Below are 15,964 nucleotides of genomic sequence, written 5' to 3' on the forward strand. Positions count from 1 at the left end.
GCCGCTAAGTTTCAAAAGCAAGCTTTTAAAACTTCGCTCGACTTGCATGTATTAGGCACGCCGCCAGCGTTCGTCCTGAGCCAGGATCAAACTCTCCAATAAAGAGTAAGATTTAGCTCTTAAAAAATAAAATTAAACGTTGACGTATGATTTGTTCAGTTTTCAAAGAACAATCTTTGCTATCTTCTCTCGAAGACAGCTTAACTATAATAACATTTTGCTTAACACTTCGTCAATAACTTTTTTCTGAACGTTAAATTCAGTAAGTTGTTCACCGAAGCAGATTTACATCTTAACACCCCAAACATAAAGAGTCAACGAATTATCCGTGGTAATAAAAACCATCTACCACTTAGAAGAATTCAATTAAAGCAATATATATTATAGAAGTAAACTTTTAATCAACTTAAAAATAAATGCACCACAATTGTACTAGAAACATACAATTGAAGTGCATTGTAAAGAACACCCTAATTTATTTCGCAAATCTATGATTACCAATCGTCACTGTTACTTCACGCGAAAACACCCATTTACTTGATGCTGTTTTTGGATTAAAGAAATATAAAGAGCCTCTTCCTTGTCCTCTAAAAGCAATCGCTTCTTCTACAGCTTTTTTAGAGTCTGCATCTGCCGCTAAACTAATTGTTCCATTTTGAACTGGTTCAAAGGCATAGTGACCTTTTACATTTTCATAAATAACTCCCTTAATTGAATTAGGGAAGTCCTCGCTGTCAACTCTATTCAGGACCACCGTTGCAACTGCAACTTTTCCAGCGTAAGGTTCACCCTTAGCCTCAGCTGACACTAGGCGTGCTAGAAGTTCTTTATCCGCATTAGAGATAGATTTCGGAATCACGATTCTTTCCCCAGCAAACAATAAATCACTAGTTTTGTTATTAACCTTCTTTAAGTTATTTACTGATACACCAAATTTATTTGCTACAGTCCAATACGTTTCCCCTGCTTTTACTTGATAAGATGACGCAGCCGAACCAGTCTCCGCATTAAAGCTAAATAATGATAAAGATAGAGTTACACCTACTAATAGTTTTTTAATTTTTTTCATCCAAATAACCTCCTAATATACTCACACATGAATTTACTAGAAGGTTAACAGATGTAATATTGTAATACATGTTCTAAAATATGGTATCAGGTTGTACATTGAGACAATCAACCAATATAACAACAATCCCAGAAGCCTCGCAGTTATAAATTACCATGAATTCTAAGCATAAAATCTACTAAAAACCTTAATATTACTGATGTTACAGTACTATTACAACACTTATCCAGCAGATTCATCCTTAATGCCGGACACGAAATCTGCACTCTCGATACTCATTCCCATAAAATTAAACTCTCTCCATTAATTCTTCCAACTACAAACAAACCCCTTAACACAAATTGTGCAAGGGGTTTGTTGATGGTTATTAGAACATTTGCATATATTGTTCTCTTTCCCAAGGATGAACTTGCGTACGGAACATATCCCACTCAATTTCTTTCGCCTCAACAAAGTGTTCGAAGATATGTTCACCTAAAGCAGAGATAATAACCTCATCCGCTTTTAGTTTATCTAGAGCTTGAGCTAATGTAGCTGGTAGATCTTCAATTCCTTCAGCTAAACGCTCTTCTTTATTCATAACATAGATGTTACGGTCAACTGGAGCTGGAGGAGTTGCATTATTTTTAATTCCGTCAAGACCAGCTTTTAATAGTACTGCCATTGCTAAATAAGGATTAGCTGCAGGGTCTACACTACGCACCTCTACACGAGTACTAACTCCACGTGAAGCAGGGATACGAATTAACGGCGAACGGTTTTGAGCTGACCAAGCAACATAACAAGGTGCTTCATAACCAGGAACTAAACGCTTATAAGAGTTTACCGTTGGGTTTGTTACCGCTGTAAAGTTTGGAGCATGCTTTAGGATACCAGCGATAAATTGACGAGCCGTATTACTTAGCTCAAGGTTTCCTGTTGTATCATAGAATGCATTTTGTCCTTCTTTAAATAAGGAAACGTTACAGTGCATTCCTGATCCATTTACTCCAAATAGTGGTTTTGGCATGAACGTTGCGTGTAAACCGTGTTTACGAGCGATCGTTTTAACCACTAGTTTGAATGTTTGAATTTGGTCACATGCAGTTAAAGCATCTGCATATTTAAAATCGATTTCGTGTTGTCCTGGAGCTACTTCGTGGTGAGAAGCCTCAATTTCAAAGCCCATTTCTTCTAACTCAAGAACGATATCACGACGGCAGTTTTCCCCTAAGTCTGTTGGAGCTAAGTCAAAGTATCCACCATTGTCATTTAACTCTAATGTAGGCTCCCCTTTTTCATCTAACTTAAATAAGAAGAACTCCGGCTCAGGCCCTAGGTTGAAATCAGAGAATCCTAAGTCTTCCATTTCTTTCAGAATGCGTTTTAAGTTATTACGTGGATCACCAGCAAACGGTGTACCATCCGCATTGTAGATATCACAAATTAGACGAGCTACCTTTCCTTTTTCAGCTGTCCAAGGGAATACTACCCAAGTATTTAAATCAGGGAAAAGATACATATCAGACTCTTCAATACGTACAAAACCTTCGATAGAAGAACCATCAAACATCATTTTATTATCAAGTGCTTTTTCAAGCTGACTGATAGGAATCTCAACGTTTTTGATTGTTCCTAAAATGTCTGTGAATTGAAGGCGAATAAATTTAACGTTTTGCTCCTCTGCCAATCGTTTAATATCTTCTCTAGTGTACTTAGCCATTTTACAATCTCCTCCTGTTATATGCTTATTAAAATATATTTAGACAGTTTTCGTACCAAGTGTTTCGCAAGAGAAAAACTCTTCTAAACTAGCAACAACATCGTTTACGAAAAAAGCTATATTAATGAAAAAAGCGGGACATATCTCCTTGACGCAATGATGAACGATTAAAACGCCCTGCTTGCATTAATTCTGATCTTAAGATTTTTCTTAGTTCTTCATCTGTTAAATTTCGTTTTGCTTTTTCAGCTGCTTTTAAATCTTCATTTAGTTGTTGTTGATGTTTCAAATTAAACAGTTCTTTGATTCCAGCAAGGTTGATCCCTTGGTCAATCAAATCTTTTATTTCTAATAACTTATCAATGTCATTCAAAGAAAACATCCTTCTGTTTCCTTCTGTTCTAGCTGGAGAAATCAATTGGTGTTCTTCATAATAGCGAATTTGACGAGCTGTAAGTTCAGTTAGTTGCATTACGATACCAATCGGAAACAATGGCATTGAACGACGAATTTCACTCCCTGTCATCCAACCTCTCCTCCATTCATTTTCGCTTTCTTGTTTTTTATTATATGTAATGTCAGATATTCTGTCAACGATATGTAAGGTTTTCTAACATGGTTTTTTATAAATTTTTTTTGATAGAAAAAAATGAATTATACTTTCATGCTTTGTTGATGTATTTATCCTTAAAACACCTAATTAAACCTTTATTTTTACAAAAAAAATACAAGAACAGCTCATCATATAGCTATCCTTGTATAGATTGACTCAATTTAAGTGAATTAATTCTTTTTCTAATAACTTATTCAAAGCAATGCAAATCGCAATTTTCACGTGTGAGTATGTTAGACCACCTTGAACATAGGCCACATACGGAGGTCTTGTTGGACCATCTGCTGTTAATTCAATACTTGCACCTTGAATAAATGTACCTGCAGCCATAATAACATCATCCTCATAGCCTGGCATATAAGCTGGATATGGGGTCACATGAGAGTTAACGGGTGAAGCAAATTGAATCGCCTGGCAAAAGGCCACCATTTTGTCTCGGTCATCAAATTGCACAGACTGAATTAAATCGGTTCGATTTGCATCCCATCTCGGATTTGTATTCATGCCTAATTTCTCTAACATTGCAGCTGTAAAAATAGCTCCTTTTAAAGCCTGCGCCACCACATGTGGTGCTAAGAAAAATCCTTGATACATTTCCTGAAGACTGTAAAGGGAGGCCCCTGCTTCTGCCCCAATCCCAGGAGAAGTCATTCGATAAGAACAAGCCTCCACATACTCTTTCTTTCCTACAATATATCCACCTGTTTTGGCAATCCCGCCACCAGGATTTTTGATAAGAGAACCGGCCATAAGATCCGCACCTACATGACAAGGCTCTAAGTCTTCAACAAACTCGCCGTAGCAGTTGTCCACAAACACAACAACATCCGGTTTAATTTCCTTTACAAACTGAATCATTTCTCTTATTTCTTCTATTGTAAAAGAAGGTCGGTTAGCATACCCTTTTGAACGTTGAATACCAATCATTTTTGTATTCGGTTTAATAGCCTCTTGAACGGCCTTATAATCGATTTGCCCTTCTTCCGTTAATGGAACGGTATTATAAGAAATACCAAACTCTTTTAAAGACCCTGAACCTGTACCTCTAATTCCAACAATCTCTTCAAGCGTATCGTAAGGCTTCCCAGTCATATATAGTAGTTCATCACCTGGGCGTAAAACCCCAAACAGAGCAATCGAAATCGCATGCGTTCCAGAAATTATTTGCGGACGAACTAAACCTAATTCCCCTCCAAATACCTCTGCATAGATTTTTTCCAGAGTGTCACGTCCAATATCATCATATCCATAACCCGTAGTTGGAATAAAATGAGAATCACTCACTCTGTTTTGTTGGAAGCTACTTAGAACTCTAAATTGATTTCTTTCCACTCTTTGGTCAATTTCTTTATGTAAAGGCGCTACTTGTTCCTCTACTTCATTCACTAACTGTTTTAATTTATCCCCAAAAGTTAAATGTTCGTACATGTTGTTCTCCTATCTAAACGGTATATCTATTTAACTGACCATAAATTTGATGGTCTTTTAACGCGTACCCTTTACAAGTATACACTTGTTTTTCTTCATGAAAAGAGAGCTCACGTAAAATCGTTTCATTTTTTAATTGTGATAGCAATTTTCCTTCTGTTGAAGGGACTTCCACTTGATACGGCTCCATTAGGCCAATCACCGTTTGTTCAATCTTTTGCTTTAATTTCAATCGATCGTCTTCTTCAAAAGCACTTATTAAAACCGTTTCTGTTTTTGCTGTAGGAACAAAATCAGGATGCTGACTGTCCCTTTTATTATAAACGGTAATCTGTGGGATTTGTTGGATTTCAAGGTCCTCTAACAGCTTTTGGACCGTTTGTTCATGTTGAAAATAATCCGCATTAGACATATCGACTACATGAAGCAGCAAGTCCGCTTCTCTTACTTCTTCAAGCGTTGAACGGAACGCTGCAATTAAAGTAGTCGGCAAATCTTGAATAAATCCTACTGTGTCGGTCATAAGTGCGCCAAAACCACTCGGTAAAATCATTTTTCTAGTCATCGGATCAAGCGTGGCAAACAATTGGTTTTCTTCATAAGAGTCGGCTTCTGTTAAACGATTAAATAATGTGGATTTCCCTGCATTCGTGTAACCAACGAGAGCAATTTGGAATGTTTTATTCTTTTTACGTCTTTCTCTATATCGATCACGATGCTGAACCACAACAGAAAGCTGCGTTTTAATATCATCAATTCTTCTTCTAATGTGACGGCGGTCGGACTCTAGTTTCGTTTCCCCTGGTCCCCTCGTACCAATCCCCGCCCCTAGTCTCGATAACTGTGTACCTTGACCTCCTAAGCGAGGTAATAAATACTGAAGCTGGGCTAATTCAACTTGAAGTTTCCCCTCTTTTGATCGTGCCCTTTGAGCAAAGATATCAAGAATTAACTGCGTACGGTCGATAATTCTGGCGCTGATCGAAGAAGACAAATTCCTCACCTGACTCGGAGATAACTCATCATTAAAGATAATTAAATCCGCTTCTAATTGTTCTTCAAGCGCTTGTAACTCCTCTACTTTCCCTTTTCCTATGTATGTGGCCGGATGGGCTCTATCCCTTTTTTGTGTAAGAGTTGCTAACACTTTCCCTTTGGCCGTTTCCGTTAAAGATTCTAATTCTTCTAATGAATATTCATAATGGAGGTCATCCTCTACCGTCTGACATCCAACTAAAATGACTTTTTCAAATTCCTTTTGTTCCAAATGAGACTCCTACTTTCTATTTAAATGTAGAATTGACCATTTTTTAAAATCATATCAAAAATATATCAATAATCCTAATTTGATTTATGAAGTATCGTACAACGTATAGCTTGAATACTTTAGTTTTAGAGAGAAAAAGTCTTGAATTTCTTTATATGCATGATAAAATCATATAGGTTTGTTCTGATTATTACCATTATAGAGAAAACAACTTAGAGGAGAAACACGAGAATGACTTGGGATGTATTAAGTATGATTGGTACCGTCGCTTTTGCTATCAGTGGAGCGGTGATTGCCATGGAAGAAGAATATGATATTTTAGGAGTCTATATCCTTGGAATTGTAACCGCTTTTGGCGGTGGAGCGATTCGTAATTTACTCATTGGAGTTCCAGTATCTGCTTTATGGGAACAAGGAATCTTTTTTCAAATTGCCTTATTATCGATTACAGCCATCTTTTTATTTCCTAATAACCTACTAAAACATTGGCAAAAATGGGGTAATTTCTTTGATGCGATCGGTCTTGCTGCTTTTGCTATTCAAGGTGCCATTTATGCATCGAATATGAACCATCCATTAAGCGCGGTCATCGTTGCTGCCGTTCTGACTGGTAGCGGAGGAGGAATCATCAGAGATTTACTAGCCGGTAGAAAGCCTTTAGTATTAAAGGCAGAAATCTATGCTCTTTGGGCGATTATCTGCGGATTTGCCATTGGTTTGAAAATAGCGAATACACCAACAGAGCTCTACACACTGTTTGTGTCAGTTACCGCACTACGAGTTCTATCATATACCTATAACTGGAAACTCCCTATAAAGAGATTATCCGCTCATTCATAAGAAGAAGACTCAGTACCGACCCTGAGTCTTCTTTTTTACATATCTTCTTCAAACATTAAATCATTACTTCTTAACGTCAATAAATCATGTCGATCATAATTATTTTGCATGAGCAATCGCATCGCTTGAGAACGGATTGATTTTTCGATTACATTTCGGATATATCTTCCGTTCGAGAAACTCGATTGTGCCACCGTAGATTTGTACCAAATCAAATGCTCACGTAATTTCTTCTCTGCCTCATGACTGAGAACATACTCTTTTTCTTTGAGCATTCGTTTTCCAATTTCCATTAACTGATCGGTTGTATAATCCGGGAAATCAATTACGAGTGGAAATCTAGAATGAAGCCCTGGGTTAAGAGTTAAAAACTGATCCATTTCTCTCGAATATCCAGCGAGGATTAAAATGAAATCATGCTGTTTGTCTTCCATATGTTTAACCATCGTGTCGATTGCTTCTTTTCCGAAATCCTTTTCTCCCCCTCTTCCTAAGGAATAGGCTTCATCTACAAAAAGAATTCCTCCAATGGCCTTTTTAATTAAATCCCGCGTTTTTTGAGCCGTGTGACCAATATACTCTCCTACTAAATCAGCCCGCTCAGCCTCAATGAGATGCCCCTTTGAAAGCACATTCATTTTTTGAAATAGCTTTCCAATCAATCGAGCCACGGTTGTTTTACCTGTTCCTGGGTTTCCTTTAAACATCATATGAAGAGCCTGTTTTCCCGCTTTCAGTCCAGCTTCTTCTCGTTTTTTATTCACATATATCCAAGCATAAATTTCTTTTATCATTTTTTTCATTTCATCCATTCCAACAAGGGCACCAAGCTCGTTTTCAATCTCCTTTAAAGCTGCATGCTCTGGAGGAATGACCTTTGGAGCCACATGAGTCTCTGGAAGTTCCCTTGGTAAAGGCTTTCTCTTTTGTGAGTTTAGTACGATGCTAATTTGTCCATTATTTTTCATACGAATGGGTTGGTCCAAAGCTTTCACCTCACATTTATAAACAGTATACGCTCTAGTTGTATTGCTTGTGACAAAAGCCTAGTTGCTTGTAATCAGATCTATTCAAGCACTTTCATTAATAGAGAATTATTCATCATTTGTCGGTTTATGCGGTTTCCCGAGAAATAGGCATTTATTCTATATGTATTCAGCTAAGTCCATTTTCAGTAGGTACTTTTTATTTTATTTTTTTCGAGGAATGTTGAATGTTATTTTTCTAATCCCACTAAAAAAGCCCGCTTCTTTATAGAAGGGGCCTAAGTGCATGTAAATTTATTGTTGTGCTTCCATATCAATTTGAACATTACGTTGCGGGGCAAAAGTAGAAATAGCATGTTTATATACAAGCTGTTGCTTCCCTTCCGATTCGAATAGAACCGTAAAGTTGTCAAAGCCTTTAATTTGTCCTCTAAGTTGGAAACCGTTTAACAAAAATACGGTTACACCTGTTCCGTCTTTACGGAGTTGATTTAAAAATTGGTCTTGGATATTAATGGATTGTTTCATAGTAGATCCTCCTCTTTTATCTCTAAAAATGATTCTCCCATGATTATTGCTTTTTCGTAAACAGCCTCTAGTCCATTTTAGAAATAGAGATGTTTGTGATAAAAGTACTCTTCCTTCTTTATTATGAACGATTATCAACGACAAAAGCAACTTTGTAAAATACTAATACTATGTATTCGATTTTATTTCGAGCTTTCCTTCAATATACATGGAAATTTCGTTAATTTTTTTCTCAAAATCCACTTCCGTCATATCAAACCACTTGACTTCCATTTTATTTCTAAACCAAGTTAACTGCCTTTTAGCATAACGACGGGAGTTTTGTTTTAAATTCTCAACTGCATCATCCAAACTAATTCTCTCGTAAAAATAGTCATACAACTCTTTATATCCTATCGCCTGGATAGATTGACAGTCTTTAAGCCCAGCTTGAAACAACTGTTCTACTTCTTCTAGTAACCCCTCCTTAATCATAAGATTCACTCTACCATTAATCCTGTTGTACAATTGTTCCCGGTCCATGGTTAATCCTATTACAGCCGTATCATAAATCAGTTCTGGACTTTGTTCCTTCTGGTACTCAGTCATCGTTTTACCTGTGCAATGAAAAATCTCCAATGCACGTATGACACGTCTCACATTGTTCGGATGTAATTTCTCCGCGCTCTCTGGGTCCACCTTTTTCAGCTGTTCAAAAACCACTTCATTTCCTTCCAAATCAGCTTGAATCTCTAATTCTCTACGGAAATGTTCATCTGAAGGAGCATCCGAAAACTGATAGTCATATATAACGGATTGTATATACAAGCCCGTTCCACCAACGATCATCGGAAGCTTGCCTCTGTTCGTGATATCTGTGATTTTTTCTCGGACTAATTGTTGGAACTCGGCGACCGAAAAGGATTCTTCAGGATTTTTTATATCGATTAAATGGTGAGGGATCCCTTCCGTTTCCTGTGGTTTAATTTTTGCCGTCCCGATGTCCATACCTTTGTATATTTGCATCGAGTCCCCACTGATGATTTCAGCATTGTATTTTTTAGCTAGTTCAATACTCATTTTTGTTTTCCCAACCGCCGTTGGTCCAATCAGTACGACTAATTTCTCTTTGTTACTCAATTTTTCCACACTGCCTTTACTAGACTACTGAATTTTAATCCAGAAATCATACATATGTATTAGCTAATTTTTAAAATCGGAGTGATTTTCCCTCCATCATCAAGAACTAGCCTTCTGTTTTAATATCGTAACATAAATCTATAAAGCAGTTGAACATCTATATATGATGCCCAATTTTATTTCACTTTATTCAATTAGGTGTTTGTTTTATTTAATGTAAGTGGGTTACCTCTATAAAATTGGGTATGTAGGGAGCCATTTAGATTACTTAGCTGTGTTGATTGGAGCGGATGGTGCTTGACTCCTGCGGGAGCAGCGGTGCAGGGGAGACCCCGCAGGTGCTAGCACCGAGGAGGCTCCCCGACCGCCCCGCGGAAAGCAAGCACCAGGAGCGGAAATCAACACTCGAACTTCGAAGAGCCAATATATCTCACTCTTAACATTCATACCAAAGTTTTCTTGTTAGATTACAAATTAATTACCGTTCGATAACATTCGTCAAAATACCCCCATATTCGTGTTAAGGTATTAGAAAAATTTAAAGTGAAATATTATTCGAATGGTGGGAATGGCATGTTAACGAGTTCTGAGATTGGTATAGATTTAGGTACAGCTAATATATTGGTTTACAATAAAAATAAAGGAATTACTTTAAATGAACCTTCTGTTGTTGCTATAGATACTATTACAAAAAAAGTATTAGCGGTCGGGCACGAAGCAAAAGAGATGATTGGAAAAACGCCCGGCAGCATTGTAGCGATTAGACCGTTAAAAGACGGCGTAATTGCGGATTACGATGTAACGACAGAAATGTTAAAGCATATTTTAAGAAAAGCAGCAAAGAAGAACGGGATGGCAATTCGAAAACCTAATGTCGTTGTTTGTACTCCATCTGGATCGACAAGTGTGGATAGAAGAGCGATTCATGATGCTGTAAGAAACGCTGGGGCAAAGAAAGTCCATTTAATTGAAGAGCCTGTTGCAGCCGCACTAGGAGCAGGGTTACCAGTAGATGAGCCGGTAGCTAACGTGATTGTAGACATTGGTGGCGGTTCAACCGAAGTAGCGATTATTTCATTCGGCGGGGTTGTTGCTTGTCATTCGATTCGAATTGGCGGCGACCGTCTGGATGAAGACATTATTCAATATATCCGAAAAGAATATAATGTACTTGTTGGAGAAAGAACAGCCGAAAATATAAAAATGGAAATCGGCTACGCTTTAGTTGATCATGAAAAACTGACGATGGAGGTAAGAGGTCGAGACTTAATGACAGGCTTGCCAAAAACGATTACTTTATCATCCTTCGAAATTCGTGATGCAATTAAAGAATCTTTATTGCATGTATTAGAGGCTATTCGAGCAACTCTAGAAGACAGCCCTGCTGAACTAAGTGGAGATATCGTTGACCGTGGGGTAATTTTAACAGGTGGCGGTGCCTTATTAAATGGAATGGAAGAATGGATTAGTCAAGAAATATTCGTTCCAGTACATTTAGCACCAAGCCCATTAGAATCAGTAGCGATTGGAACTGGTCAAGCACTTAAGTTTATAGGACGCCTGCAAACTGTTGTAAAATAAATTGGTAAAGCACCCAACTATTAGAGGGTGCTTTTGTTGTTTACCAATGATAGTATCCTCTATTCGGGCCAGGTCCATCATTAAGGAGTGCTCCCCCTAGTAACCCTGCTCCAAAGCCTAATAATCCTGTGCCTAAAGGACTCAATCCTCCAAGTCCATAACCTGGGTAACCGAAGCCGAAGCCAGGTCTTGGTGGAATTCCTCCGCCAAAGCCTACTCCCGGATAGCCTCCTCCATATCCTGTGCCCGGAAAGCCACCGCCAAAACCTGCCCCTGGAAAGCCTCCAAAGCCAGCCCCTGGGTAGCCTCCTCCATATCCTCCTCCAAAACCGGTACCTGGGTAGCCCCCGCCGTATCCTCCTCCAAAACCGGTACCTGGGTAGCCCCCGCCGTATCCTCCTCCTGGAAAATCGCCTCCAAAACCGGCACCTGGATAGCCTCCACCGTAGCCGCTTCCCGGAAATCCAGAGCCAAACCCTGGGTCGTATTCTGTAAGATCCACATCATATCCAGAACTCGGAAAACCCGAACCAAATCCAAACTGTCTATTTTTCTCTTGAATTCCATTTGTATATAGATTCATCAACAGGCACTCTCCTTCTATTTTATAACGACGTATTTATAAACCCCCGGAAATTCATACACTATTACATCCTTAGTATATGTACCTATAATTGAATGGGAAGGTTAGTACGAGCTAAATGGGCATGTGTCATATGTGCTTATTGATTTAAGTAACTGATTAATAAAAAGACATTAAATTTGACAAAAAAAATTATTTATGCTATAATTTACCAATATTATCATTCCGTGTATAATGAGATTCTCCTGGCCAGGGGAATCTCATTTTTTTATATCCGGAGGACTTTGAATGAAGAAAAATGAATCAAGCTTAACTTCCTTAATTTCAGCATTTGGTCGTGCATATCATAGTAAATTTGATGAACCAAAAATTTTTGATGATTTTATATCTGCAGAATTAATTACGGAAGAAGAATTTGCTGGGATTAGCAAGAATATGATTAATGGAATTTCATTCTATAATCAGGAAATCGCCGCAAAATTTCAAGATAACCCAGATGAAATTTTAAAATGGGTCACACAAGTTCAGCTATCTCCCACTCCTTTAGCACGTGCAGCCTACTCTGAAAGTGTGTTACTTCACGAAATATTACTAGGTGTGAAACAATATGTTATTCTAGGAGCCGGATTAGATACCTTTTGCTTCCGACACCCTGAGTTAAGTGACAAGCTAGAAATATTTGAAGTAGATCATCCAGCCACACAAGACTTTAAAAAGATAAGGTTAGCAAACGTAAATTATCCAATTCCAGAGCATCTACATTTTGTACCAATGGATTTTACGAAAGGTTTTTCACTTCAAAATCTCATCTTACAAGGTTTTGACCCTAACAAAAAGACCTTCATTAGTCTGCTAGGTGTTACTTATTATTTAACAAAAGAAGAAATCGCTCAATTAATCAACGAACTATTTACCAAATTACCATCTGGAAGCTCCATTGTATTTGATTATGCAGACGAGAGACTTTTTGAAGAAAAAGGCACCTCTAATCGTGTTCAAAATATGGTTCAAATGGCTGCAGCAAGTGGGGAATCAATGAAATCTTGTTTTACCTATGACGAAATGGAAAAAATGTTAGAAGAATCTAGTCTACTAATTTATGAACATTTATCCCCTGATGGAATTCATAATAAATTTTTCCTTAACCGAACAGACTATTTATCTGCATTCGAAACCATTCATTACTTTCATGCGGTAAAAAAATAGATTTTAGATTAAAACCAGACTCTACTTTGATTAGGAGTCTGGTTTTATCAAAAAATAGAAAAAACAGCACCCCTCATTATAGATGCTGTCTTTCACCAAGCTATTGGACGATTAGAAACTAAATGAACAAAAATGGTAGGATAGTTAATCCAACAACTCCTGCATAAGGATATCTTCTGAATCCTGGTCTGTAACCGGGTCTACCATAAAAACCTCTTCTTGGTCCAAAGAACCAATAGCCGTGTCCATTATAGTCAACAGGTGTGTTTAATTCTTTGATTTCAATTCCTTCTTCGTCGACATTTACCACTTTTCCAGTAACCATACGACCTTGTTCATTGCGAAATTGAATCACTTTCCCCTTGTACTGTAAAGCTTGTTGATAATCAAGTTTCATTCCTCTAGTCCTCCCTTCATGAGCTTGCTATAGCTTATGAAAAGTTACTCCATTCTGGGAAGGCATGTATCATGTAAACAAGCGCACATTCCTACTCTATATTTCTTTTTCTCATTCGATTGAAATAAAGGAAGATTGGCAGTGGAATGACGATAAAACCAAGGCTTTTGATAATTTGATTTTTAGCATTGATTTGTTGTCTCTTTTTTTCATCTTCAATCACTTGCTCATACTCGGCTCTTAATTCTTCTTCGCTAACAGTCTCTTTTTGACCCTCTACTTTTTCATGCTGTTTCATTGTTTTAAAATCAGTATACGTTTGGTAATATCCAGGCGGGCTGACTAAATCAGCTGCTCCCATGAATATAGAAACACCACCACCAATAACCATCATAAGCGTAGCAAATAGCACTAAATACGTATATAAATGACGAATCACGTTTTCTTCCCCCTCTTTATTCTTCGCAACATAAGCAATGACAAAAATAACGATTACAACTGGAATAATAGCAGTTAATAATGAAAAAACAAACACGTATGCACCCTCCCATCCTCAGGTAATGTATTTCTTATATATAATAGACGTATAAAAACGGACTTAGTTACTCTAAAAGTTACATTTTTCATAATTTTGTATGATTTCCCTAGCGAATTAGGTAAAAAAAGATCCGAGAAACATTTCCCGGACCCTTGAAATATAAATGCCTTTCTTACATCACTCGCTTAAACATTTTCTCCATTTCATAGGCAGAATAATGAATGATAATCGGCCTTCCATGTGGACAAGTAAATGGATCAGTTGTTCTTCTTAATTCATCTAGTAATGCTTGAATCTCATCATTTCGTAAAAATTGATTTGCCTTGATTGAAGCTTTACAGCTCATCATAATAGCCGCTTCTTCTCTAAGCTTCTTAATATCTACTTTTCTCATTAAAAGAAGCTGTTCAATCATATCCTCAATCATTTGCTGTTCTTCCCCTTTTGGAAACCACTGAGGATGAGACCTTATAATATAGCTATTGTGACCAAAGGTCTCTAAAAACACACCCACTTTTTCTAACTCATGTTTGTACTCATTTATTTTCAGACATTCATCTGTTGAATATTCGATTGTGAGCGGTACAAGCAATTCCTGTAGTTCACTTTCCACTTGACCCACTTTTTCCTTATAGTATTCATACTTAATCCGTTCTTGTGCGGCGTGCTGGTCGATGATATATAGCCCTTTATCGTTCTGAGCAAAAATATACGTTCCGTGCATTTGACCAATTGGATAGAGAGGGGGTACTCGAGACTCTTCTTCCTCTAATTCGATTGCAGCATCCGTTGGCTCTTCCAAACTAGGAACTTCTTGAACTGGAGGGGGGATTGTTCCCCTATTCAATAGGCCATATGTTTCTTCTATCTCAAAATCTGGAGAACTCTCATACTCTACGCTAGGATGAATCGTTTCATGCTGTTCCTGTGAAAGAAGAAGAGGGTATTCCTCTTTGACCATCGTTTGTAATGGAGGATACTCGACTCTACTAACAGGTGGAGCGATATGATCAAGCTCCATCGAGGTCTGCTCGATCACTGGACGCTCTTTTTTCGGAATCACACCAGAAGGAATTAGTTGCTTCGTTTTAAAAGCCGCTTTTATACTCCCGGAGATGAGTTCAAACAACTCACTTTCCTTACTTAAACGAACCTCCATTTTAGAGGGATGAACGTTTACATCTACTAGGATTGGATCCATTTCTATATTTAACAATACAATCGGATAGCGACCAATAGGTAGTAGTGTATGAAAACCTTCAGAAATTGCTTTAGCTAGTGAATAGTTTTTTATGAACCTGCCATTAATCATCGTAGAAATATAGTTTCTTGATGCTCGAGTAATTTCCGGAAGGGACACCCAACCTTTTAAAGTGAAGTCGAGCGTTTTTTCTTCAATCGGAATCATATTTTTAACAATATTCATTCCATAAATGGCCGCTAGAACTTGTCTTACGTCGCCATTCCCTGTTGTATGAAGGAGCTTTCGATCATTATGAACTAAACGAAACGAAATCTCCGGATGTGACAAAGCGAGTCGGTTCACGACATCCGTTATATTTCCAAGCTCGGTGTGTACCGTTTTTAAATATTTCAAGCGAGCAGGAGTGTTATAAAATAAGTCAGAAATCGTAAGGTCTGTCCCTTTTCGACTGGAAGCTTTCTCGAATATCTCTACTTTTCCACCGGCAATAACGACTCTCGTTCCCGCATCACCTGTCGATGTTTTCATTTCTAGACGAGATACGGATGCAATACTCGGAAGTGCCTCACCGCGGAATCCAAGAGTTCTGATACGGAAAAGGTCCTTATCGTCTTTAATTTTACTCGTTGCATGTCGTTGAAAAGCCATTAAAACATCTTCTTCTTCAATTCCATCCCCATTATCGATAATTCTGATTTTGGATAGTCCCGCTTCCTCAATCTCGATTTCAATAATGGTACTAGCTGCATCAATGGCATTTTCGACTAGTTCTTTCACCACCGATGCTGGTCTCTCCACCACTTCTCCGGCGGCAATTTTATTGGATAGGTCGTCATCTAGTTGAATAATTTTTCCCACCTGACAGTACACCTCCTTTGGGCTCTATTAAGTTTGAGTGTTGAT

15 protein-coding genes and 1 rRNA gene are annotated in these 15,964 nt (G+C 37.9%); 3 read left to right on the top strand and 13 right to left on the bottom strand.

Annotated elements, in window-relative coordinates:
• From SM124_RS16790 to hflX, 6 genes are all read right to left on the bottom strand, one after another.
• Window positions 1-102, bottom strand: a 16S ribosomal RNA gene (locus SM124_RS16790); the annotation flags it as partial.
• Window positions 103-475: 373 nt separating this feature from the next.
• Window positions 476-1,069, bottom strand: a complete 594-nt coding sequence (locus tag SM124_RS16795) for a cell wall hydrolase (protein ID WP_322447677.1) — start codon at window positions 1,067-1,069, stop codon at window positions 476-478.
• 367 nt (window positions 1,070-1,436) lie between these two features.
• Window positions 1,437-2,771 carry a type I glutamate--ammonia ligase gene (glnA, locus tag SM124_RS16800; RefSeq protein ID WP_322447678.1) on the bottom strand — a complete coding sequence of 445 codons (1,335 nt, stop codon included), beginning with the start codon at window positions 2,769-2,771 and terminating at the stop codon, window positions 1,437-1,439.
• A gap of 121 nt (window positions 2,772-2,892) precedes the next feature.
• Window positions 2,893-3,297, bottom strand: coding sequence for a MerR family transcriptional regulator (locus SM124_RS16805; protein WP_322447679.1), 405 nt, complete (start codon window positions 3,295-3,297; stop codon window positions 2,893-2,895).
• A gap of 243 nt (window positions 3,298-3,540) precedes the next feature.
• Window positions 3,541-4,812 (bottom strand): methionine gamma-lyase family protein, encoded by a 1,272-nt coding sequence (locus SM124_RS16810; RefSeq protein ID WP_322447680.1) that lies wholly within the window; start codon window positions 4,810-4,812, stop codon window positions 3,541-3,543.
• A 13-nt stretch (window positions 4,813-4,825) separates the two neighbouring features.
• On the bottom strand, window positions 4,826-6,079 hold the full coding sequence (gene hflX / locus SM124_RS16815) for a GTPase HflX (RefSeq protein WP_322447681.1): 1,254 nt from the start codon (window positions 6,077-6,079) through the stop codon (window positions 4,826-4,828).
• A 231-nt stretch (window positions 6,080-6,310) separates the two neighbouring features.
• On the opposite strand from hflX, the gene SM124_RS16820 reads away from it, so the two are divergent.
• Complete coding sequence (locus tag SM124_RS16820; RefSeq protein WP_322447682.1) at window positions 6,311-6,919, top strand: trimeric intracellular cation channel family protein; 609 nt, start codon at window positions 6,311-6,313, stop codon at window positions 6,917-6,919.
• 35 nt (window positions 6,920-6,954) lie between these two features.
• Here the strand turns inward: SM124_RS16820 and spoVK are convergent, their stop codons facing one another.
• From spoVK to miaA, 3 genes are all read right to left on the bottom strand, one after another.
• The gene (gene spoVK, locus SM124_RS16825) at window positions 6,955-7,905 is read right to left on the bottom strand and encodes a stage V sporulation protein K (RefSeq protein ID WP_322447683.1); all 951 of its coding nucleotides are present in this window, start codon (window positions 7,903-7,905) and stop codon (window positions 6,955-6,957) included.
• A 294-nt stretch (window positions 7,906-8,199) separates the two neighbouring features.
• Window positions 8,200-8,433: an RNA chaperone Hfq gene (gene hfq / locus SM124_RS16830; protein ID WP_322447684.1), complete on the bottom strand. Its 234-nt coding sequence runs from the start codon at window positions 8,431-8,433 to the stop codon at window positions 8,200-8,202.
• Between the two features lie 168 nt (window positions 8,434-8,601).
• The gene (gene miaA, locus SM124_RS16835; protein WP_322447685.1) at window positions 8,602-9,552 is read right to left on the bottom strand and encodes a tRNA (adenosine(37)-N6)-dimethylallyltransferase MiaA; all 951 of its coding nucleotides are present in this window, start codon (window positions 9,550-9,552) and stop codon (window positions 8,602-8,604) included.
• A 573-nt stretch (window positions 9,553-10,125) separates the two neighbouring features.
• Here miaA and mreBH point away from each other — a divergent pair.
• Entirely contained in the window at window positions 10,126-11,133 is a 1,008-nt protein-coding gene (gene mreBH, locus SM124_RS16840; protein ID WP_322447686.1) for a rod-share determining protein MreBH, read from the top strand.
• 40 nt (window positions 11,134-11,173) lie between these two features.
• On the opposite strand, the gene SM124_RS24120 is transcribed toward mreBH, so the two are convergent.
• Window positions 11,174-11,716 (bottom strand): hypothetical protein, encoded by a 543-nt coding sequence (locus SM124_RS24120; RefSeq protein ID WP_407691419.1) that lies wholly within the window; start codon window positions 11,714-11,716, stop codon window positions 11,174-11,176.
• 288 nt (window positions 11,717-12,004) lie between these two features.
• Here SM124_RS24120 and SM124_RS16850 point away from each other — a divergent pair, with 288 nt between their 5' ends.
• Entirely contained in the window at window positions 12,005-12,922 is a 918-nt protein-coding gene (locus SM124_RS16850; protein ID WP_322447687.1) for a class I SAM-dependent methyltransferase, read from the top strand.
• 118 nt (window positions 12,923-13,040) lie between these two features.
• Here the strand turns inward: SM124_RS16850 and SM124_RS16855 are convergent, their stop codons facing one another.
• The 3 genes from SM124_RS16855 to mutL all read right to left on the bottom strand — a co-directional run bounded on the left by SM124_RS16855 (window position 13,041) and on the right by mutL (window position 15,919).
• Window positions 13,041-13,319 (bottom strand): hypothetical protein, encoded by a 279-nt coding sequence (locus SM124_RS16855; protein ID WP_322447688.1) that lies wholly within the window; start codon window positions 13,317-13,319, stop codon window positions 13,041-13,043.
• A gap of 91 nt (window positions 13,320-13,410) precedes the next feature.
• Complete coding sequence (locus tag SM124_RS16860; RefSeq protein ID WP_322447689.1) at window positions 13,411-13,854, bottom strand: hypothetical protein; 444 nt, start codon at window positions 13,852-13,854, stop codon at window positions 13,411-13,413.
• A gap of 175 nt (window positions 13,855-14,029) precedes the next feature.
• A complete protein-coding gene (gene mutL, locus SM124_RS16865; protein WP_322447690.1) occupies window positions 14,030-15,919 on the bottom strand; it encodes a DNA mismatch repair endonuclease MutL in 1,890 nt (629 codons plus the stop codon).
• Window positions 15,920-15,964: the final 45 nt, after the last annotated feature.

Origin of the sequence: Robertmurraya mangrovi (assembly GCF_034427655.1) — a bacterium.
GTDB lineage: Bacteria > Bacillota > Bacilli > Bacillales > Cytobacillaceae > Robertmurraya_A > Robertmurraya_A mangrovi.

Coding starts and splice junctions, on each gene's coding strand:
- SM124_RS16795 (WP_322447677.1), bottom strand. CDS start 1,069: ATGAAAAAAATTAAAAAACTATTAGTAGGTGTAACTCTATCTTTATCA.
- SM124_RS24120 (WP_407691419.1), bottom strand. CDS start 11,716: ATGAATCTATATACAAATGGAATTCAAGAGAAAAATAGACAGTTTGGA.
- SM124_RS16805 (WP_322447679.1), bottom strand. CDS start 3,297: ATGACAGGGAGTGAAATTCGTCGTTCAATGCCATTGTTTCCGATTGGT.
- SM124_RS16810 (WP_322447680.1), bottom strand. CDS start 4,812: ATGTACGAACATTTAACTTTTGGGGATAAATTAAAACAGTTAGTGAAT.
- SM124_RS16820 (WP_322447682.1), top strand. CDS start 6,311: ATGACTTGGGATGTATTAAGTATGATTGGTACCGTCGCTTTTGCTATC.
- mreBH (WP_322447686.1), top strand. CDS start 10,126: ATGTTAACGAGTTCTGAGATTGGTATAGATTTAGGTACAGCTAATATA.
- SM124_RS16850 (WP_322447687.1), top strand. CDS start 12,005: ATGAAGAAAAATGAATCAAGCTTAACTTCCTTAATTTCAGCATTTGGT.
- hfq (WP_322447684.1), bottom strand. CDS start 8,433: ATGAAACAATCCATTAATATCCAAGACCAATTTTTAAATCAACTCCGT.
- SM124_RS16855 (WP_322447688.1), bottom strand. CDS start 13,319: ATGAAACTTGATTATCAACAAGCTTTACAGTACAAGGGGAAAGTGATT.
- glnA (WP_322447678.1), bottom strand. CDS start 2,771: ATGGCTAAGTACACTAGAGAAGATATTAAACGATTGGCAGAGGAGCAA.